The organism is Chromobacterium subtsugae (assembly GCF_001676875.1).
GTDB classification, from domain to species: domain Bacteria; phylum Pseudomonadota; class Gammaproteobacteria; order Burkholderiales; family Chromobacteriaceae; genus Chromobacterium; species Chromobacterium subtsugae.
Genome location: NZ_JYKA01000008.1, coordinates 162,443 through 182,144 on the forward strand (window position 1 = coordinate 162,443; position 19,702 = coordinate 182,144).

Consider the following 19,702-nt stretch of genomic DNA (forward strand, 5'->3'; position numbering starts at 1 on the left):
GCAGAGCGGGCGGCGGCGAGCCGCCCGCGCTTGGCATCAGGCCTCGGCTTCCTCCTCGCGGATTTCCCAGCGTGGGAACGGGTCCTCCAACGTTTGCCAGGTCTCCATGCCGCCGGCCAGTTCGGCATCGTTCAGCAGGCAGGCGTCGAAGCCGGCCTTCAGCGCCTGCTTGTCCATATCCATGCCGATCAACACCAGCTCCTGCTGGCGGTCGCCGAACGGCTCTTGCCAGCGCGCGCGGATCAGCGCCAGGCTGTCTTCGTCCTGGGGCCATTCCGCGCGGTCCAGCGCCGCCCACCACAGCCCGGCGCAGGAATGGCGGGCCACCGATCCGGCTTGCGACCACAAGGCGGCGAACTGCGGCCGGCTGGCCAGCCAGAAATAGCCCTTGGAGCGCACCACGCCCGGCCATTCCTGCCGCATCCATTGCCACAGCCGCTGCGGATGGAAGGGACGGCGCGCGCGGTAGACGAAGCTGCTTATGCCGTAGGCCTCGGTTTCCGGCACATGCTCGCCGCGCAGTTCGGCCAGCCAGCCCGGCGCTTCGGCCGCGGCGTCGAAGTCGAAGCGGCCGGTATCGAGCACTTTGTCCAGCGGCACGCAGCCGAACTCGCTGCGCACGATGTCGGCGCGCGGATTCAGCGAGCGCAGGATGCCCTCCAGCTCCACCAGCGCTTCGGCGCTGATCAGATCGGTCTTGTTCAGCACGATGACGTCGCAGAACTCCACTTGTTCGATCAGCAGATCCACCACGGTGCGCTCGTCCTCCTCGCCCAGGCTGGCCTGGCGATCGGTGAGGCTGTCGCGCGAGGCGTAGTCGCGCAGGAAATTGCAGGCATCCACCACCGTCACCATGGTGTCCAGCCGCGCCAGATCAGCCAGGCTGCGGCCATCGTCGTCGCGGAAAGTGAAGGTTTCGGCCACCGGCAGCGGCTCGGAGATGCCGGTGGATTCGATCAGCAGGTAGTCGAAGCGGCCTTCCGCCGCCAGGCGGCGGATTTCCAGCAGCAAATCCTCGCGCAACGTACAGCAGATGCAGCCATTGCTCATCTCCACCAGCTTTTCCTCGGCGCGCGACAACTGGGCGCCGCCTTCGCGCACCAGGCGGGCGTCGATGTTGACTTCGGACATGTCGTTGACGATCACCGCCACCCGCTTGCCTTCGCGGTTGGCCAGGATGTGGTTCAGCAGCGTGGTCTTGCCGGCGCCTAGAAAGCCGGACAGCACCGTTACCGGCAGCTTGTTCATGTGTGCTCCTTGAAATGAGGGAAAGAGGGGGCTACCACACCGCGTCCAGCGCCAGCAGCACGCGGGCTTCTCCGGGATGCGGGGCGGGCGAGCGGTGGATGACGCCGCCCTTGGATTCCGGCCATTCCGCGCCCTTGAGCAGCAGCACGGCGAACGGCGGCGCGCTGCCGATGGCGGCGGCGTCGAGGATCAGGCCGGATTCCGCATCGGGCAGGCCCTGCGCGGCCGAACCCAGCCGAGAGCGGTTTGCCGCGGGGGAAGGCAGCCATTCGGTGCCCGGCCCCTGGTAGCAGCACAGCAGGCGCAGGCCGACGCGGTCCACGTGGAAGCGCGGGCACATCGGGCGGCTCAGCACCTCCAGCCGGGCGCCCACTTGCGGACAGCCGGTCAGCGTGGCGTACAGCTCGCACAGCCAGTCGATGTCGGCTTGCAGCGCGTCGCGGCCGGGCAGGTCGGCCAGCGGCAAGTCGGCGCTTTCCCCAGGCGTCACTATCCGCCGCCAGCCCAGGCCCAGTAGGCCGTTTTGCTCCGCGCGGCGCAGATAGCCGGCGATGGCGGCGTTGGGCGGGCGGCGGTACAGGCACAGCTCGGCGTCGGCGTCGAAGATGGCCGCAAGGCTGGCCAAGTTATCGGAAAGGTGGATGGTTTCGGCGGTGGCGTCGGCGGTCATGGCGAGGAATGATGCGAATGATTTGCAGAATGTTATAGCATTACATAAAATAACGGGCAAGTTATAACATAACAAAAAGCACCGGCGCCAACCGCCCCCTTAATCATGGAGATTGCAAAGATGAAACGATTCCCCCGCCTCGCGCTTGTTGCCGCGCTCGTTTGCTCGCCGTTGCTGGCTCATGCCGCGGTCAATGTCGTCGCCGGCGAAAACTTCTACGGCGATGTGGCGCAGCAGATCGGCGGCAGCCATGTCCGCGTCACCAGCATCCTGAGCAATCCGGACCAGGACCCGCACCTGTTCGAGGCCAGCGCATCCACAGCCAAGGCGCTGAGCGATGCCCGGCTGGTGGTGTACAACGGCATAGACTACGACCCGTGGATGGACAAGCTGCTGTCCGCCGCCAAGGCTCCGCAGCGCAAGACCGTGGTGGCCGGCGAGCTGCTGAAGCGCAAGACTGGCGATAACCCGCATCTGTGGTACGACCCGGCCACCATGCCGGCAGTGGCCAAGGCGATCGCCAGCGGGCTGGAAAGCGCCGATCCGGCGCACAAGGCCGATTACGATCACAATCTGCAGCATTTCCTGGCCTCGCTGCAGCCGCTGAACGCCAAAGTGCAAGCCTTGCGCGGCAAATACGCCGGCAAGCCGGTGACCGCCACCGAGCCGGTGTTCGGCTATATGGCGGAGGCGCTGGGCCTGAAAATGCGCAATGAAAAATTCCAGCTGGCGGTGATGAACAACACCGAGCCGGCGGCCAGCGATATCGCCGCCTTTGAAAACGATCTGAAAACCCATGCGGTGAACGTGCTGTTCTACAACAGCCAGGCATCCGACCAGTCCGCCAAGCGGGTGCAGAAAGTGGCGCGCGCCGCCAAGGTGCCGGTGGTGGGCGTGACGGAGACCGCGCCGGCCGGCAAGCATTACCAGGAGTGGATGCTGTCGCAGCTGAACGCGCTGGACAAGGCGCTGGGCGGGTCCGGCAAGTGAGCGCGGTGTCGCTGGCCGGCGTCAGCGTCGGCTATGGCCAGCGCCAGGTGCTGGCCGATGTCAGCCTGGAGATCGGGCAGGGGCTGTTCATCGGCGTGCTCGGCCCCAACGGGGCCGGCAAAACCACGCTGATGCGGACCATGCTCGGCCTGCAGGCGGTGGACCGCGGCAGCGTGCGGGTGCTGGGCCAGCCGGCCCGGCGCGGCAATCCGGCTGTGGGCTACATCCCGCAGCTGCGCAGCCACGCCGCCCATCTGCGGCTGTGCGGCTGGGACTTCGTCGCCAGCGCCTGCCGCGGCCACCGCTGGGGTTTGCCGCTGCTGGATGCCGCGGCGCGGCGCGAGGTGGGGTGGGCGCTGGACACCGTGGGCGCCGGCTCGTTGGCGCGGCGTCCGCTCTCCGAGCTGTCTGGCGGCGAGCGCCAGCGGCTGTTGCTGGCGCAGGCGCTGCTGGGGCGGCCGCGGCTGTTGTTGCTGGACGAGCCGTTGATCAGCCTGGACCCGCACCACCAGCGCGGGGTGGTGGAGCTGGTGTCGCGCATCCAGCGCGATTTCGGCATCACCGTGCTGTTCAGCGCGCATGAGCTTAACCCGCTGCTGCCGGCCATCGACCAGGTCTTGTACCTGGGCCGCGGCCAGGCGGCGCTGGGCACGGTGGACGAGGTGATCACCCGGCCGGTGTTGTCGCGGCTGTACGGCTCGCCGATAGACGTGGTGAGAATGAGGGACCGCATCTTCGTGATGTCGGGGGAGGTGGAAGTGGAGCGGGAGGCGCACTGTCACGATGTTTGAATACGATTTCATGATCAACGCCTTCATCGCCGGCGGCCTGGTGGCGCTGGTGGCCGGGGTGACCGGCTATTTCCTGGTGCTGCGCGGCCAAACCTTCGCCGGCCACGCGCTGTCGCACGTCGGTTTCGCCGGCGCCACCGGCGCGGCGCTGCTGGGGCTGCCGCCGCTATGGGGCATGACGCTGGTCACGCTGTGCGGGGGCGTGGCGATGGGCGCATTGGGCGAGAGGCTGCAGGGCAGCGACATCGCCATTGGCGCCATCCTGTCATTGGCGCTGGGCCTGGGCATGCTGTTCCTGCATTTTTTCACCGCCTATGCCACGCAAGCCACGGCGCTGCTGTTCGGCAACGTGCTGGGCGTGGACACCGCCACGCTGTGGACGCTGGCCGGTCTGGGCCTGCTGTGCCTGGCGGCGCTGGCTTTCATCTCGCGGCCGCTGGTGTTCTGCAGCCTGCAGCCGGAGCTGGCCGAGGCCAAGGGCGTGTCGCTGCGCCGGCTGTCCATGCTGTTTCTCGCTATCGTGGCGCTGGCCACCGCCGGCTGCATCCAGATCGTCGGCGTGCTGCTGGTGTTCACGCTGATGGTGGGGCCGGCAGCCACCGCGCAGAAGCTGACGGCGCGGCTGGGCGTCGGCGTGGGCCTGGCGGCGCTGCTGGCGCTGGGGGAGGCCTGGGGCGGCATCGCGCTGGCTTACTACACCGACTGGCCGTCCAGCTTCTGGATCACCACCCTCAGCGGCGCTGCCTATCTGGCAGCGGGCGGCGCGCGAGGCCTGCGCGTGATGCGCGGATAGCACCGCCGGGGCGCTCGCCCCGGCGTTTGCCATCAGAACGCGTAAGACAGGCCCACCCCGGCGCTCAGCCGGAAGCGGGTGCCGCCCAGGTCGTGGTCCAGCTTCTGTTGTGCCGCCGCCAGGTCCTGGGCGCTGACGCCGGCCGCCGGACTCAGCGTAGCTTTGCCGCCAAACTGAAGCTGCGCGCCCAGGTCGGAGGTGATGCGCCAGGCGGATGCGCCCGGCACGGCGAAATCCCAGCCGATACCCAGATAAGACCCGAGTGGCTGGTATTCCATCTTGCCGGTCAGCGGCCCGACGGCGGACGCGGCATAACGGTTGCCGCCCAGCGTGTAGTTGCCCGCGCCATTGGCCGCGAAGTTCAGATCCTCCCTGGGTTTGCCGGACAAGGTCAGGCCGCCGCTCAACCTGAAGCCGCTGTCGCTGAGCGGGCGCCAATCCAGGCTGGCCGCCAGCGCGGGATTGGGTTTGGACTTCAACTGATAGGGCGTGCCGTCCAGCGCCTTGTCGTGCTTGTAGCGGAAGGTGTCGGCGATGCCTAGGCGCAGCGCCAGGCCGTTGTCCAGGGCGCGGCCGACGCCGAGCTCCACGCCGGTGCCTAGCTTGGCGTAGCCGAAGGTGTCGTCGGCATGCGCGGCTGCCAGGTACAGCATGGCCAGCGCGCCGCAGGCCGTCATCGCGAATTTAGCTTTCATGGCAATCCTCATCGTTGATTGAAGGCTCAGGCGAGCCGGGTGTGCGCATTGTCGCGGCAGGCCATGCTGTCCGCATGTGCCGAAAGATAGAGACGGCGCGCATGACTAACGGCACTCCCGGCGCGATGCGGCGAGCGGCAGACTTGTTGCCAATACAAGCGGGAGAGCGGAATGCTGGAAGGATTGAGGTGGGCGGCGTGGCCGTTGGCGCATGGTTGGGCCAGGCCGGGATTTTCCATGAAGAGCGCAGGCTGCATGACATATGGCTTGTGTTACGCTGGCGCATATTGCGCGGCATGGGCCGCGCTTTTCATATTGACGCGGGAAAAAGCCTTCTCCATGCGACCTTATCTCCATGCCATCGGCTCCGGTTCCGCCTGGTTCCGGCGCGCGCTGCTGCTGGCTTGCGCGCTGATGCTGGCGTCTGGCGGCGTTGACTTATGGCCCCTGCCGGAAGCGGCGCTGCGCGAGCAGGCCGCTGCCTGGTTGTGGCCTGCCTGGCTGGCGCATGGCTTGCGCGGTTGGCTGAGCTTGCGTGACGCGGCTTTGCTGGTGTTCGCCGCGCTGATGCTGCTGTTCATGATTGCGCTGCGGCGCGGCTTGTCGAGCGAGGCGCCGCCACGGCGATGGTGGCCATGGCTGGCGGGGCAGATGATCATCGCAGCCGTGCTGGAACCATGGACCGAGCCGGGACTTGGGTATCTGGTGGCGGCCGAACTGGCCTTTCTGTTGCCCTGGCGCGGCGCGGCGGCCGGGGCGCTGTTGCAGGCGGCCTTGATCGATGCGGCGCTGTTGCCTTATCTGGCGCGCGTGGGAAACGGCCATCCGGCCTGCAATATCGCCGGTGCGCTGCCGCCGCCGTTCTGGACGGTGGCCGCGCTGGACTGGCTGCAAGGACTGGTTTTCCAGGCTTTCGCCTTCTGTGTGGGCTATGGCTGGGCGGAAGCGTTGCGGGGGCGGCATCGGCAGGCGCAGGCCAATGCGGAGCTGCAGGCGACGCAATTGCTGCTGACCGAGGCGGTGCGCGAAGCCGAGCGCGCGCGCATCGCCGAGGGAGTGGCGCGGCTGGCGGCGGATCAACTGGCGGCCTTGCAGCTGCAGCTGAGATTGGCTGAGGCTAAGTTGGGCGCTGAGGCTGACACGCAGATCGCCGCGGCGCGCGAGGGCGCGAGCCGGCTGGCGGAGGAGCTGCGCGGCGTCGCGCGCGGCGATGCCCTGGCATCCTTGGACTTGCGCGAGGCGCTGAATACCTTGTGCCGCGGCATCCCGATGCCGCTGGTCAGATTGGATATGGAGGATGCGTTGACGTTGAGCGAGCCCACGCTGGCGCATGCGATATTTCGCACGGTGCAGGAGGCCTTGAGCAATGCCTTGCGGCATTCCGGCGCCGCCGGCGCGGTGGTGAGGCTGGAGCGATCGGGCGCCGGCGTGGCGGTGACCGTCAGCGATAACGGCAAGGGGCTGGCTGCGCCAGAGGCGAAGCGGGCAGGTCATGGGTTGATCGGCATGCGCGAGCGGGTGGAAGCGCGCGGCGGCACGCTGGACATCCTGTCGCCGGCATCCGGCGGCTGCTGCCTGCGCATCTGGCTGCCGTTGTCCGGAGAGGCGTCATGAGCGCGAACTCGACACCATCGCCGCTAACCCTGTTGCGGGTGGTCGGCTTGGCCGCTTGTCTAGCTTTGGCGCTGCAGCAGATCGCCATCCTATGGCCCATAGGAGACGCCGGATTGGCGCATATGCGCGAACGACTGCCGCTGTTGACGGGACCGGCCATCGGCCTGCCCGGCGCGATGGCGGCCTACGGTTTGGGTTTTGCGGCGTTTGGCTGGGCCTTGTGGCGGGCCAGCGCGGTTGGCGCGCGCGCGCCGGGGGCGACGGCGAAAGCCGGCCTGGTCGTTTTGCAGATCGCGCTGGCCTTGCTGACAAACGACAAGTTGCTATTGCTGACCGCTGCCGAGCTTGCGTTATTGTTCCCGCCGCGCGCGGCCTGGCTCGGCTTGGGCGGGCAAGTGCTGGCGCTGCTGCTGGCGTGCGCCTGGCAGCTGCAGCGTCTGCCGGCGAAGGAGCTGATGTGCAATGTCAGCGGCTCCAATGTCCATGCCCCGCCGTTGGAGCAGCGGTCTTGGTTGTTGTGGCAGGACGCTGTCGTCGGCGGTGGCTTCCAGCTGCTGACCTTCGGCATTGGTTGCCTGGGCGCGGCGGAACGCCGCCGCCGCGCGCAACTGGAAGCGACCCGCGCCAGCCTGCTTGCCGCCCGGCAACTGTTGGCCGGCGCGGCCGGAAATCGCGAGCGGGTGCGGGTAGCCCGCGAATTGCACGACGGCATCGGCCATCATTTGTCGGCCTTGAATCTGCAACTGGAGCTGTTGTTGCGGCGCGGAGCAGGCGAGGCGGATGCGCCGCTGCGCGCGGCGCAGCAGGCTGCGCGGCAGATGCTGGCCGAGGTGCGGACCCTGGTGGGAATGGAGCGGCGGCAACAGCAAGCCCCATTGGCGGAGGCGCTGCGTTTGTTGTGCGCCGGCGTCCGGCCGCAAGCGGAGTTGGTGTTGGAGCCGATGCCGGCGCTGGCGGACGATGCGGCGTGGCGGGCGTTTTCCGCGGCCCGCCAGGCGCTGGAGCGCGCCGGCGGCCGGTCTTGCCGCCTGTGGCTGCGGGGGCAGGGCGAAGGCGGCGCGGAGCTGCGCCTGTCGATGAGCGGCGAAGGCGAATGGACGACCGTGTGGCAGGAGGCGGCGCGATGATACGCGTGGGATTGATTGACGATCAGATACTGGTGCGCAGCGGCATTCGCGGTTTGCTGGAGTTGACCGGCGACATCCGGGTGGCGCTCGAGGCCGCGGACGGGGCCGAGGCGCTGGCGCTGTTGCAGGGGGAGAGGCCCGATGTGCTGTTGCTGGATGTGCGCATGCCGGTCATGTCTGGGATAGCGCTATTGCAAGCCCTGCAGACTCGCGGCGGCATGCCCCCGACCTTGCTGCTGACCACGTTCGATGACGACGAGGCGCTGTTGGCCGGCATGCGTTTGGGCGCGCGCGGATTTCTGCTGAAGGACATCTCGCTGGAGCGGCTGGCGCAGGCGATCCGCAACGTGGCGGCGGGGGCGACCTTGTTTCGTCCGGGGCTGACCGAACGCGTGCTGGACGGCGTGCGCGGCGGCGGGGCAAGCTTTCCCTCCCTCGATTTGCCGGAAAGGCTGACTGGCCGCGAGGTGGAAGTGCTGGCGCTGATGGCCGGCGGTTTCAATAACCGCGAGATCGCGGAAGCGCTGGGGCCAAGCGAGGGCACGATCAAGAATCACGTCTCCAGCATCTTGTCCAAACTGGGCGTGCGCGATCGGGTGCGCGCGGTGTTGCGCGCCTTGGAGCTGGGCTACATCTGAACCCAGCTCCCTCTCTGCTCAGGCCCGGCTCGGTTCGCGTCTAGTCGATGCCGGCGCGTGTGCCGGCTGGCTCACCGCCTGGTGCAGGGTTTCCATCTGCGCGTCCAGCCGGCGGATGGCTTCGGCGATGTTGTGGGTTTCGCCGGACAGGCTGCGGGTGGATTCGCCGACGGCGACGATATCGCCGGCGAACTGCGCGAAACCTTGGTTCTGGCAGGTTTCCGCCTGCGACACCTGGCTCAGCAGGCCGGCCAGCTCGCCGGTTTCGCGGATGATGCCGGACAGCTTCTGCTGCGCGTCCTGCGCGTTGTCGCGGCCGGCCTGCATCTGGCGGTTGCCGTCGCGCATCGCCACCATGGCCTGGTTGGTGCCGTCGACGATCACCCGGATTTTGCTTTCGATGTCCTGGGTGGCGTTCTGGGTGCGCTCGGCCAGCTTGCGCACTTCGTCGGCCACCACCGCGAAGCCGCGGCCCAGCTCGCCGGCGCGGGCGGCCTCGATCGCCGCGTTCAGCGCCAACAGATTGGTCTGGTCGGCGATGTCGCGGATCAGCTGGACGATGCCGCTGACTTCGGCGCTGCGCTGGCCCAGCTCTTCCAGCCGGCCGGCCGCGTGGCCTATCACTTCGCCGGCGCGGCCCAGCTGCGCCACCGCCTGGTCCATCGCCTCGCCGCCGGCCAGCGCGGCGCTGCCGGCGGTTTGCGCCAGCTGGGTGGCGGTGCTCGACTGCTCGGCGTTCTGGCTGGTGACCACCGCCATCTGCTGCGCCACCACCACCATGTTTTCCGAACGCTGGTGCTGATCGGCCATGGTGCGGGCCATGCTGCCGGTGCTGTCGGCTATCTGTCGGCTGGCGCTGGAGGCGTCGCGGATGGAGCGGCTGATCTGCTCCATCATCTGCGACAGCGCCAGGCTGGCGCGTTCGGCGTCCTGGCGCGCGCTTTCCAGTTTTTCAAAGCTCTTGCTCTTGGCCTTGTCGAAGGCCAGCGCCAGCACCAGCACCACCAGCGACAGGCCGGCCAGCGACTTGGCCTGCAGCTTGGGCAAGGCCTCGCGCGGCAGCGGGCTGGTCGGAATGCCGCCGGGCGTCGCCGACAGCCACATCACGACGCCGACGGCGGCCAGCGACATCGCCAGCCAGAACATGCCGGAGCGGCGGGTGCCGATGAACACCGCGGTAAAGGGGATGGCGGCGAACCACATCAGGCTGGTGGAGAGGATGCCGCCGTTGACATATACCATCCAGCACACCATTGCGTACATGCAGCTGGTGATGAATTCGGCGGTGAAGCGCACCGCGCCGCAAAGCTTGAGCAGCAGAGGGCCGCACAGCAGGCCCAGGCCGCCCAGCGCGATGCCTTCGGCCATCGGATAGTGGCCCAGCTCCAGGTATTCGACGGCGAACAGCGGCGCCATCAGGCCGGCGAGCAGGCCGACGCCGACCACGGTGCGGGCGCGTATCGCCTGCTCCGGAATCTGCCGGACCGCGTCCGGGATGAACCATTCTGTGATGGCCTGTATAGACATGGATTCCCCTCCAAGGATGTCCCAGATTGAATCGCCCTGATTTGTAAGGTTTTATTGCCAGGGCGCGATGGCAGCCACTTTAAAACAAATGTTTGATCAGCGGCAATATGCACATCGGGTCCGCGCGCGAAAAACGCAGGATGCGACGGGAAGGAGAGGGTTGGAGCGAAAAAAATGCCGCCCGCGGCGGGCGCGGGCGGCATCGGGAACGGCAGGCCGAGGATCAGCCTTGCTGTTCGGCCTGCAGCGCGGTCAGCGCGATGGTGTAGACGATGTCGTCCACCAGCGCGCCGCGCGACAGGTCGTTGACCGGCTTCCTGAGGCCTTGCAGCATCGGGCCCACCGACACCACGTTGGCGGAGCGCTGCACCGCCTTGTAGGTGGTGTTGCCGGTGTTCAGGTCCGGGAACACGAACACGGTGGCGCGGCCGGCCACCTGGCTGTCCGGCGCCTTCTGGCGGCCGACGGATTCCACCGAGGCGGCGTCGTACTGCATCGGGCCGTCGATCAGCAGGTCCGGGCGCTTTTCCTGGGCGATGCGAGTGGCTTCGCGCACCTTTTCCACGTCGCTGCCGCTGCCGGACGAGCCGGTGGAGTAGGAGATCATCGCCACGCGCGGGTTGATGCCGAAGGCCACGGCCGAGTCGGCGGACTGGATGGCGATGTCGGCCAGCTGTTCCGCGGTCGGGTCCGGATTCACCGCGCAGTCGCCGTACACGTACACCTGCTCCGGCATCAGCATGAAGAAGACGGACGACACGATGCTGGAGCCCGGCGCGGTCTTGATCAGCTGCAGCGCGGGGCGGATGGTGTTGGCGGTGGTGTGCACGGCGCCGGAAACTAGGCCATCCACTTCGTTCATCGCCAGCATCATGGTGCCCAGCACCACGGTGTCTTCCAGTTGCGCCAAGGCCATCGGCTCGTTCAGGCCCTTGCCCTTGCGCAGCTCGACCATCGGCGCGACATACTGGCCGCGGATTTCGTTCGGATCCAGAATCTCGACCGATGCCGGCAGCGTCACGCCCTGGGCTTCGGCCACTTGCAGGATTTCGGCGCGCTTGCCCAGCAGCACGCAGCGGGCGATGCCTTTCTCCTGGCAGATGGCGGCGGCCTGGATGGTGCGCGGCTCGTTGCCTTCCGGCAGCACGATGCGCTTGTTGGCCTTGCGCGCCTTTTCCATTAGCTGGAAGCGGAAGGCCGGCGGCGGCAGGCGGATTTCGCGCGGCTCGCCGACGCTTTGCTTCAGCGTCGACACGTCGAGGAACTCGGCGACATGATCGATCACCTTGCCCATGCGCTCCAGGTCGTCGGACGGCACCTGGTGGCTCATCGCGTTCAGCGCGCTGGCGGTTTCCATCGAGTTCAGCGAGGTGGCCAGCACCGGCAGGCCGCCGGTGAAGGCTTGCTGGCACAGCTGCTGGATGCGCGGATCCGGCTCGGAGTCGCAGGTCAGCAGCAGGCCGGCCAGCGGCACGCCGTTCATCGCGGCCATCGAGGTGGCCATCACCACGTCTTCGCGCTCGCCCGGGGTGATGATCAGCGCGCCCGGCTTCAGCAGGTTGACGATGTTAGGCGCGGTGCGGGCCGCCACCACCATATTGCGCACGCGGCGGCTGGCCTGCTGGCCGGCGTGCACCACGCTGGCGTTCAGGTAGCGGGCCACGTCCTGGGTGCGCGGCGCCAGCAGCTCCGGCTGGTACGGGATCACGCCCAGCAGCGCGAGGCCGGTTTTTTTCAGATTGCCGGACTGCTGCACCTCGCGCGCCAGTTCGGCGCGGTCGGCGCCGGGCAGCACATGGTTGAGGATGTAGCCGGCGATGGATTGGCCGCCGAAGGCCTGGATGTTCATTTCCAGCTGTTCGGCGATTTCCGCCGCGCCCAGATCCTTCACCGAGCTGACCAGGATGGTCTGCGCTTGCAGGTTGCGGGCGATCTTGGTGTTGAGGAAGGTGGAGAACACCTGCTTCTGGTCCGGCACCAGGCCTTCCACGATCACCACGTCGACGTTTTGCGCGGCTTGCTGGTAGAGGCTGACCACCTCTTCCATCAGCTGGTCGACCTGGCCTTGCGACAGCAGGTGCTCGACGCGCTCCATGCTGATCGGCTGCGGCGGGTTCAGGCGGCAGATGGCCTGGGCGAAGTGGGTGGAGCGCTCGACTTCGCCATCCTTGGTGTCCTGGGCGATGGGCTTGACGAAGCCTACGCGCAGGCCGGCTTGTTCCAGCGAGCGGATCGCGCCCAGCGACACCGAAGTCAGACCGGCGTTGAAACCGGTTGGGGCAAGAAAGAATGTCTGCATGATCGCTTGCTTTCCTTACTTGGCCAGACCGGCCAGTTCGGCGGTGTCCATGGCGATCATCAGTTCTTCATTGGTGTTGATCACCAGCGCCGGCACGGAGTCGGCGGCGGTGATGCGGCCGGCGTTGCCGCGGATGCACGCTTCGTTGGCGGCGGCGTCCAGCTTCAGGCCCAAGAAGCCCAGCTGGTTGATGACTTCGGCGCGCAGGAAGGACGAATTCTCGCCGATGCCGCCGGTGAACACCACGGCGTCCAGACGGCCCGCGCCCACGCTCATCGAGGCCACGTACTTGGCCAGGCGGTAGGCGAACACTTCCAGCGCGCGCTTGGCGCCTTCGTGGCCCTTGGCGGCGGCGTCTTCCAGCTCGCGGCAGTCGTTGGACAGCTCGGACAGGCCCAGCAGGCCCGATTCCTTGTTCAGCATATTGGTGACGGCCTGCACGTCCATGCCGCGCTCGGTAGCCAGGTAGCCGAATACGCTGGGGTCGATGTCGCCGGAGCGGGTGCCCATCACCAGGCCTTCCAGCGGGGTCAGGCCCATCGAGGTGTCGGCGCATTTGCCGTTGCGGATGGCGGAGATGGAGGCGCCGTTGCCCAGGTGGGCGATCACCAGGCTGGTTTCATCGGCCGGCTTGCCCAGCATCTTGGCGGCTTCTTCGGCGACGAAGCGGTAGCTGGTGCCGTGCATGCCGTAGCGGCGCAGGCTGTTCTCGCGGTACAGCTTCATCGGCACGGCGTACAGATAAGCCTTTTCCGGCATGGTCTGATGGAAGGAGGTATCGAACACGGCCACTTGCGGCAGGCTCGGGAATTCCTGGATCGCGGTGCGGATGCCCAGGATGTGGGCCGGATTGTGCAGCGGGGCCAGCTTGATGCAGCGTTCGATTTCGTTGATGGCGTTTTCGTCCAGCAGCGCCGATTGCTTGAAGTGTTCGCCGCCATGCACCACGCGGTGGCCGATGGCCTTCACGCTGTCCAGCAGCGACACTTGTTGCAGTTTCTCGATGATGGCGTGCATGGCCGCGGCGTGGTCCGGAGCGGACAGCAGGGCGGTTTGCTTGTCGCCATTGTGTTTGAAGGTGATGCAGGCGTCGGCCAGGCCCAGTTTCTCAGCCAGGCCGGTCATGACCGCTTCGTGGCTGGCGCTGTCGATCAGCGCGAATTTCAGGGAAGAGCTGCCGCAATTGATGACGAGGATGCTGGAATTCATAGGCTTGAACATGTAATTTGAAAAAAATGAATGAAATCGGTGAAAAAATCCACGGCGAAGTGTTTGCGCTCAATTAACTGCCGCTGGCGGCCTGGCCGGCCGCGGCGTTTCCGAGGCGGGCTTCTTACCGTGTGGTAGCGTATCGCGGCTGCTTTGGCTAGCCTGACATGCAGGGGGCGCGCTTCGAGGGCGCCGCAGCCCGCAGCCGCATTACATCAAGGGCTTAGCTTGTCCGGAGCCGGTATTTTCGGACCGGGCGCCGCTTGCCGGCCCGTCTGTGATGGAATTCTGACAGTCGATGTAGTAAGGACATGGACCAGAGTATACCACCATAAATTAATAGCTTCTAATGTTGCACTGCACTCAAAGTGGCAAGTCTTTGATTTGCATTAACTGCCGCGCAGATTGTTTGCGATGAGGACGCTTGACAGCGATATCGCCCCGCAAGCGGGGGCTTGGCGCGGATTGTCACATAGAATTAACGCTTGCCCCGGGGGAGGGGCGAGGGCATAATTCCGCCCTCGTAATGCAAGGTTCGGCCTTGTTTTGATTGATTGTTTTTGATAGTCCCGCAAACTCGTCCCGAGCGAGATTCGGCTGGTCTTATATCTTCTTCCACGGAGGTGTGGGAATAATGTCTGATCTGGCTTCCGCGCAGCTGCTCCAAGCATCTGCAGCCCAGCTGCCCATTCATACCTATTTCGATCCCGGGTTCTACGCCAGGGAGCAGGAGCTTCTGTTCGCCGACGCTCCCCAGTACTACGGCCACGAATTGATGGCGCCCAATGCCGGCGACTATCACACGCTGGAATGGCTGGGGCACGGCAAGATGCTCAAGAACGTCGACGGCGAGATCAAGCTGATCTCCAACGTCTGCCGCCATCGACAGGCGATCATCTATAAAGGCCGCGGCAACGGCAACCATATCGTCTGCAATCTGCACGGCTGGACCTACGATGCCGCTGGCACGCTGGTGGGCGCGCCGCATTTTCCGGAAACGCCGTGCCTGAACCTGGGCCAGACCGAGCTGACGCGCTGGAACGGCCTGCTGTTCGACGCGCGCCGCAACGTGGCGGCGGACCTGGCCAAGCTGGGCGTGGCCAAGCACATGGCTTTTGACGGCTACGCCTTCCATTCGACGCAGTCCGCCGAGTACGACTTCAACTGGAAAACCTTCATTGAGGTGTATTCCGAGGACTACCACGTCGATCCCTTCCATCCCGGCCTCGGCAATTTCGTCGACTGCGGCGATCTGAAGTGGGAATGGGGCGACAGCTACCACGTGCAGACCGTGGGCGTGAAAAACCGCCTGGCGCGCGCCGGCTCCAAGGTGTACGGCAAATGGCACGAGGAAGTGCGCCGCCGCTACGCCGAGCAGCAGCCGGAGTTCGGTGCCATCTGGCTGACCTACTACCCCAATATCATGGTGGAGTGGTATCCGCACGTGCTGGTGGTGAGCGTGGTGATTCCGCGCGGCCCGGAGAAGTGCACGGTGATCACCGAGTTCTACTACCCGGAAGACGTGGTGTGGTTCGAGCCGGAATTCATCGAGGCCGAGCAGGCCGCCTACTTCGAAACCGCCAAGGAAGACGACGAAATCTGCATCCGCATGCACGAGGGCCGCAAGGCGCTGTGGATGGCCGGCGTCAGCGAGGTGGGGCCGTACCAGTCGCCGACCGAGGAGGGCATGCAGCACTTCCACGAATACTATCGCCGCCAGATGGGGTTGGCATTGGCTGGTTAAAGTGGCAAGTTGAATGCCATAATGCAGGGGCGCGGAAGATTCCGCGCCTTTTTTTATCCTCTTCAATCTTCAAACAACGGCCAGGACGATGTCCGCAATTCTCCGCATGGTTGTTTTCGGCGCGCTGCTGCTGGGCAGCACGATGGCCCAGGCTGCCAGCTATGCCGATCCGGTCAGCAAAGTCCGCTTCACGCTGCCGCCGGGCTGGAAGGTGCGCCCCAGCATCACCGACGGCGTGCGCGTGCTGCGGGTGGTGCCGCCGAAGGCCGATCAGCGCGAGCGCGCCGCCATCGAGGTGCAGATCGGCGTGCGCAAGCCGCGGCGCGGCGACACGCTGCCGCGGCTGGCGGCGGCGTTCCGCAATGAGGACGGCGACCGCGAGGCCGCCAACTTCGTCCGCGTCAATCCAAAAGCCGGCCGGCTGGTGACCGAATACCGCGACGGCCGCTTCGTCTCCAACCGGCTGTGGATTGTGCGCCATAATCTGCATGTGATTCAGCTGGTGGACCGCAATCGGCTGCTGGAGGCGCGCTGCACCGCCAACGCGTCGGAATTCAAGACCTATCGCCGGCAGATGGAGGCCATCTGTCTGAGCGTGGCGCTGGCCAGGAAGTGAAGTCGTCGATTTTCCCCGCGGGGATGGGAAGCAAAGGTAAGGATGTGGTAGCGCAGGGTAGGCAGGGCGGATTCCGGCTGGGGTCCGGCTGGATGGTGGTGGCGGCGGCGTTGTTCGCCTTGATGGGGTTGTTCGTCAAGCTGGGCGCGCAGCAATTCTCGTCCACCGAACTGGTGTTCTGGCGCACGCTGATCGGCGTGGTCGCGCTGGGCGGCGCGGCGCTGTGGCGGCGCGAGCGTTTCGCCACGCCTTTGCTGCGCTACCATCTGCAGCGCGGGGTGATAGGCTACAGTTCGCTGCTGATGTCGTTCTACGCCATCGCCCATCTGCCGCTGGCGACGGCGTCCACGCTGACCTACACCTCGCCGATGTTTCTGGCGCTGCTGTCAGTGGTCTTGCTGCGGGAGCGCTTGCCGGCGCAGGCGATGGCCGGGCTGGCGCTGGGCTTCGCCGGCGTGGCGCTGCTGCTGCGGCCCACGCTGTCCGGCGACGCCTGGTTTGCCGGCTTGATGGGCCTGGCGTCGGGCTTTCTGGCCGGCTGGTCCTACCTGCATGTGCGCGAACTGGGGCGGCAGGGCGAGGCCGAGTGGCGGGTGGTGTTCTATTTCGCGCTGATCTCCACGGTCGGCGGCGTGCTGCTGATGTGCCTGGAGCGCTGGCACCCGGTGACGCTGGACAATGTCGGCCTGTTGCTGGGCCTTGGCGTCAGCGCTACGCTGGCGCAATTGGCGATGACCCGCGCCTACAAGGTGGGGCGCAAGCTGGCCGCGGCCAACCTGTCTTATCTGACCGTGGTGTTTTCCAGCCTGATCGGCGCGCTGGTGTGGGGCGACGCGCTGTCGCCGGCGTCGCTGCTGGCGATGGGCTTGATCGTGGTCAGCGGCATGTTGGCTAGTCGGCGCTAGAATACAGTCAAGGTTGCCATCACCGTTTGAAGGGAGAAGTGGATGATCTCGATTCGCGAGCAGGATTATGGCCTGGACGTGGCCTTGTTCAATGAATTCACGCTGGCCGATTTCCAGCTGCTGGAGCAGGCGCTGCTCAAGCGGCTGGAAGAGCGCGACAAGCCGGACATGCTGCTGGACCTGTCGGAGTTGAAGGACTTCACGCTGGACATGGCGCTGGAAGAGGTGAAGTTCATGCGCGCCCACGAGGAGAAGCTGGGCCGCGTCGCCATCGTGGTGGGCGACGTGTGGATCCGGCTGGCCACCCATATCGCCGGCCTGCTGTCGCATACCCATGTCCAGTATTTCGATCTGACCGAAGAGGCTCAGGCCTGGCTGGCGCGGCCGGTCGCCGCTTGATTTTGGCGCGGATGGCGCTACAGTAGCGGTTTTTGTTCCATTCGAAAGAATAAGAACCGATGCTGAAAAGCCTTTCCAGCCGCCTGGCAGCTGAGCTTGCCGTCCGCGAATCCCAGGTGGCCGCCACCATCGAACTGATAGACGGCGGCGCCACCGTTCCCTTCATCGCCCGTTACCGCAAGGAAGTCACCGGCGGGCTGGACGACACCCAGCTGCGCAACCTGGCCGAGCGCCTGGTCTATCTGCGCGAACTGGACGACCGCCGCGCCAGCATACTCAAGAGCATCGCCGAGCAGGGCAAGCTCAGCCCCGAGCTGGAAGCGGCGCTCTATGCCAGCGACAACAAGACCACGCTGGAAGACATCTACCTGCCCTACAAGCCCAAGCGCCGCACCAAGGCGCAGATCGCCCGCGAGGCCGGCCTGGAGCCGCTGGCCGACAGCCTGCTGGCCGATCCGACGCAAGACCCTAACGCGCTGGCAGAAACCTACCTCAACGCCGAAGCCGGCGTCGCCGACGCCAAAGCGGCATTGGACGGCGCGCGCGCCATCCTGATGGAGCGCTTCGCCGAGGATGCCGAGCTGCTGGGCCGCTTGCGCGAAAAGCTGTGGAGCGAGGGCGAATTGGCGGCCACGGTGGTGGCCGGCAAGGAAACCGAGGGCGCCAAGTTCTCCGATTACTTCGATCACCGCGAGGCCATCAAGGCCATTCCGTCGCACCGCGCGCTGGCCTTGCTGCGCGGCCGCAACGAAGGCGTGCTGAATGTCGCGTTGAAATACCAGCCGGATGAAACGCCGATCACCGAGCGTTCCGGCTATGAGCTGCTGATCGCCGACCGTTTCGATATCCGGGACGCCGGCCGCGCCGCCGACAAGTGGCTGCTGGACGGCGTGCGCCTGTGCTGGCGCGCCAAGATCTTCCTGTCGCTGGAGCTGGAGCTGGTGTCGAGGCTGAAGGAAGCCGCCGACGCCGAAGCGATCAAGGTGTTCGCCGCCAACCTGCATGACCTGCTGCTGGCGGCGCCGGCCGGCCGCCGCGCGACGCTGGGTCTGGACCCGGGCCTGCGCACCGGCTGCAAGGTCGCCGTCGTCGACGATACCGGCAAGGTGCTCGATACCACCGCCATCTATCCGCACGAGCCGCGCCGCGAATGGGACAAATCCATCGCCATCCTCGGCGCGCTGTGCGCCCGCCACAAGGTAGACCTGATCGCCATCGGCAACGGCACAGCCAGCCGCGAAACCGACAAGCTGGCGCAGGACCTGATCAAGGCCTTCCCGCAACTTTCCATGACCAAGATCGTGGTGTCGGAAGCCGGCGCTTCCGTTTATTCCGCCTCCGAACTGGCGGCCAAGGAATTCCCTGACATGGACGTCAGCCTGCGCGGCGCGGTGTCGATCGCCCGCCGCCTGCAAGACCCGCTGGCCGAACTGGTGAAGATCGACCCCAAATCCATCGGCGTCGGCCAGTATCAGCACGACGTCAACCAAAGCCAGCTGGCGCGCGCGCTGGACGGCGTGGTGGAGGATTGCGTCAACGCGGTGGGCGTCGACGTCAATACCGCTTCGGCGCCGTTGCTGACGCGCATCTCCGGCCTGAATGCGACGCTGGCGTCCAATATTGTGTCCTACCGCGACCAGAACGGCGCTTTCCGCACTCGCAAGGAGTTGCTGAAAGTGCCGCGTCTGGGCGACAAAACCTTCGAGCAGGCGGCCGGCTTCCTGCGCATCGCCGGCGGCGACAACCCGCTGGACGCGTCGTCGGTGCACCCGGAAGCGTATCCGGTGGTGGAGAAGATCGTGGCCAAGGCCGGCCGCGAGGTGAAATCGCTGATCGGCGACTCCGCCTTCCTGAAGTCGGTGCGCGCGACCGACTACACCGACGAGCGTTTCGGCCTGCCGACCGTGATGGATATTCTTAAAGAACTGGACAAACCGGGCCGCGATCCGCGTCCGGAGTTCAAGACCGCCGCCTTCCAGGACGGCATCGAGGACATCAAGCATTTGCAGCCGGGCATGGTGCTGGAGGGCGTGGTCACCAACGTCGCCAACTTCGGCGCCTTCGTCGATATCGGCGTGCACCAGGATGGGCTGGTGCATATCTCGGCGCTGTCCAATAAATTCATCGACGATCCGCGCAAGGTGGTCAAGGCTGGCGATGTGGTCAAGGTCAAGGTGCTGGAAGTGGATGTGGTGCGCAAGCGCATCGCACTGACGATGCGGCTGGACGACGAGGTCGGCGCGGGTAATAGCCGCAGCGGCCGAAGCGACGCCCGCGCCGACAGCCGTCCGCGCCAGCAGCGTGGCCAGTCTGCCGCGCCGCAGGGCGATACCGCGATGGCGGCGGCCTTCGCCAAACTGCGCAAGAGCTGAGTTTGACTATATAGAGCTATTGGAACAGGCCGGCGGGTGCGCCGGCCTGTTTGTTTTCGGGGTTT

General features: G+C 66.1%; 17 protein-coding genes. 11 read left to right on the forward strand and 6 right to left on the reverse strand.

Annotation, left to right across the window (positions count from 1 at the left end; all coding sequences use genetic code 11):
* Positions 1-36 precede the first annotated feature (36 nt).
* On the reverse strand, positions 37-1,248 hold the full coding sequence (gene zigA / locus MY55_RS12780) for a zinc metallochaperone GTPase ZigA (protein WP_065202450.1): 1,212 nt from the start codon (positions 1,246-1,248) through the stop codon (positions 37-39).
* Between the two features lie 31 nt (positions 1,249-1,279).
* Positions 1,280-1,918 (reverse strand): DUF1826 domain-containing protein, encoded by a 639-nt coding sequence (locus tag MY55_RS12785; RefSeq protein WP_047238649.1) that lies wholly within the window; start codon positions 1,916-1,918, stop codon positions 1,280-1,282.
* A 120-nt stretch (positions 1,919-2,038) separates the two neighbouring features.
* Between MY55_RS12785 and MY55_RS12790 the strand changes: the two genes are divergently transcribed.
* Genes MY55_RS12790 through MY55_RS12800 form a run of 3 tightly spaced genes read left to right on the forward strand, consistent with a single transcriptional unit; the run spans position 2,039 to position 4,492 of the window.
* The gene (locus tag MY55_RS12790; RefSeq protein ID WP_047244320.1) at positions 2,039-2,908 is read left to right on the forward strand and encodes a metal ABC transporter solute-binding protein; all 870 of its coding nucleotides are present in this window, start codon (positions 2,039-2,041) and stop codon (positions 2,906-2,908) included.
* Positions 2,905-3,699: a metal ABC transporter ATP-binding protein gene (locus MY55_RS12795; RefSeq protein ID WP_053006891.1), complete on the forward strand. Its 795-nt coding sequence runs from the start codon at positions 2,905-2,907 to the stop codon at positions 3,697-3,699. The genes MY55_RS12790 and MY55_RS12795 overlap by 4 nt, the downstream gene beginning before the upstream one ends.
* Complete coding sequence (locus MY55_RS12800; protein WP_047238651.1) at positions 3,692-4,492, forward strand: metal ABC transporter permease; 801 nt, start codon at positions 3,692-3,694, stop codon at positions 4,490-4,492. The genes MY55_RS12795 and MY55_RS12800 overlap by 8 nt, the downstream gene beginning before the upstream one ends.
* Before the next feature lie 32 nt (positions 4,493-4,524).
* Here the strand turns inward: MY55_RS12800 and MY55_RS12805 are convergent, their stop codons facing one another.
* On the reverse strand, positions 4,525-5,187 hold the full coding sequence (locus MY55_RS12805) for a hypothetical protein (RefSeq protein WP_157889295.1): 663 nt from the start codon (positions 5,185-5,187) through the stop codon (positions 4,525-4,527).
* A gap of 339 nt (positions 5,188-5,526) precedes the next feature.
* Here MY55_RS12805 and MY55_RS12810 point away from each other — a divergent pair, with 339 nt between their 5' ends.
* From MY55_RS12810 to MY55_RS12820, 3 genes are read left to right on the forward strand one after another with little or no spacing between them, the layout of a single operon-like run.
* Entirely contained in the window at positions 5,527-6,801 is a 1,275-nt protein-coding gene (locus tag MY55_RS12810; RefSeq protein ID WP_053006831.1) for a sensor histidine kinase, read from the forward strand.
* Positions 6,798-7,928: a histidine kinase gene (locus MY55_RS12815; RefSeq protein ID WP_081284685.1), complete on the forward strand. Its 1,131-nt coding sequence runs from the start codon at positions 6,798-6,800 to the stop codon at positions 7,926-7,928. The genes MY55_RS12810 and MY55_RS12815 overlap by 4 nt, the downstream gene beginning before the upstream one ends.
* Positions 7,925-8,566, forward strand: a complete 642-nt coding sequence (locus MY55_RS12820; RefSeq protein WP_043575278.1) for a response regulator — start codon at positions 7,925-7,927, stop codon at positions 8,564-8,566. Before MY55_RS12815 ends, MY55_RS12820 begins: the two co-directional genes overlap by 4 nt.
* Before the next feature lie 18 nt (positions 8,567-8,584).
* On the opposite strand, the gene MY55_RS12825 is transcribed toward MY55_RS12820, so the two are convergent.
* The 3 genes from MY55_RS12825 to MY55_RS12835 all read right to left on the reverse strand — a co-directional run bounded on the left by MY55_RS12825 (position 8,585) and on the right by MY55_RS12835 (position 13,601).
* Positions 8,585-10,093 carry a methyl-accepting chemotaxis protein gene (locus MY55_RS12825; protein WP_047238162.1) on the reverse strand — a complete coding sequence of 503 codons (1,509 nt, stop codon included), beginning with the start codon at positions 10,091-10,093 and terminating at the stop codon, positions 8,585-8,587.
* Positions 10,094-10,316: 223 nt separating this feature from the next.
* Complete coding sequence (gene pta / locus MY55_RS12830; RefSeq protein WP_043575275.1) at positions 10,317-12,392, reverse strand: phosphate acetyltransferase; 2,076 nt, start codon at positions 12,390-12,392, stop codon at positions 10,317-10,319.
* Between the two features lie 15 nt (positions 12,393-12,407).
* Complete coding sequence (locus tag MY55_RS12835; protein ID WP_047244341.1) at positions 12,408-13,601, reverse strand: acetate kinase; 1,194 nt, start codon at positions 13,599-13,601, stop codon at positions 12,408-12,410.
* Positions 13,602-14,235: 634 nt separating this feature from the next.
* On the opposite strand from MY55_RS12835, the gene MY55_RS12840 reads away from it, so the two are divergent.
* The 5 genes from MY55_RS12840 (at position 14,236) to MY55_RS12860 (ending at position 19,637) form a co-directional block, all read left to right on the forward strand.
* A complete protein-coding gene (locus tag MY55_RS12840; RefSeq protein WP_043575273.1) occupies positions 14,236-15,345 on the forward strand; it encodes an aromatic ring-hydroxylating oxygenase subunit alpha in 1,110 nt (369 codons plus the stop codon).
* A gap of 88 nt (positions 15,346-15,433) precedes the next feature.
* Positions 15,434-15,961: a hypothetical protein gene (locus MY55_RS12845; protein WP_043575271.1), complete on the forward strand. Its 528-nt coding sequence runs from the start codon at positions 15,434-15,436 to the stop codon at positions 15,959-15,961.
* Positions 15,962-16,053: 92 nt separating this feature from the next.
* The gene (locus tag MY55_RS12850) at positions 16,054-16,866 is read left to right on the forward strand and encodes a DMT family transporter (protein ID WP_043575269.1); all 813 of its coding nucleotides are present in this window, start codon (positions 16,054-16,056) and stop codon (positions 16,864-16,866) included.
* Positions 16,867-16,908: 42 nt separating this feature from the next.
* On the forward strand, positions 16,909-17,265 hold the full coding sequence (locus MY55_RS12855; RefSeq protein WP_043575267.1) for a SpoIIAA family protein: 357 nt from the start codon (positions 16,909-16,911) through the stop codon (positions 17,263-17,265).
* Positions 17,266-17,324: 59 nt separating this feature from the next.
* Positions 17,325-19,637, forward strand: a complete 2,313-nt coding sequence (locus MY55_RS12860) for a Tex family protein (RefSeq protein WP_043575265.1) — start codon at positions 17,325-17,327, stop codon at positions 19,635-19,637.
* Positions 19,638-19,702: the final 65 nt, after the last annotated feature.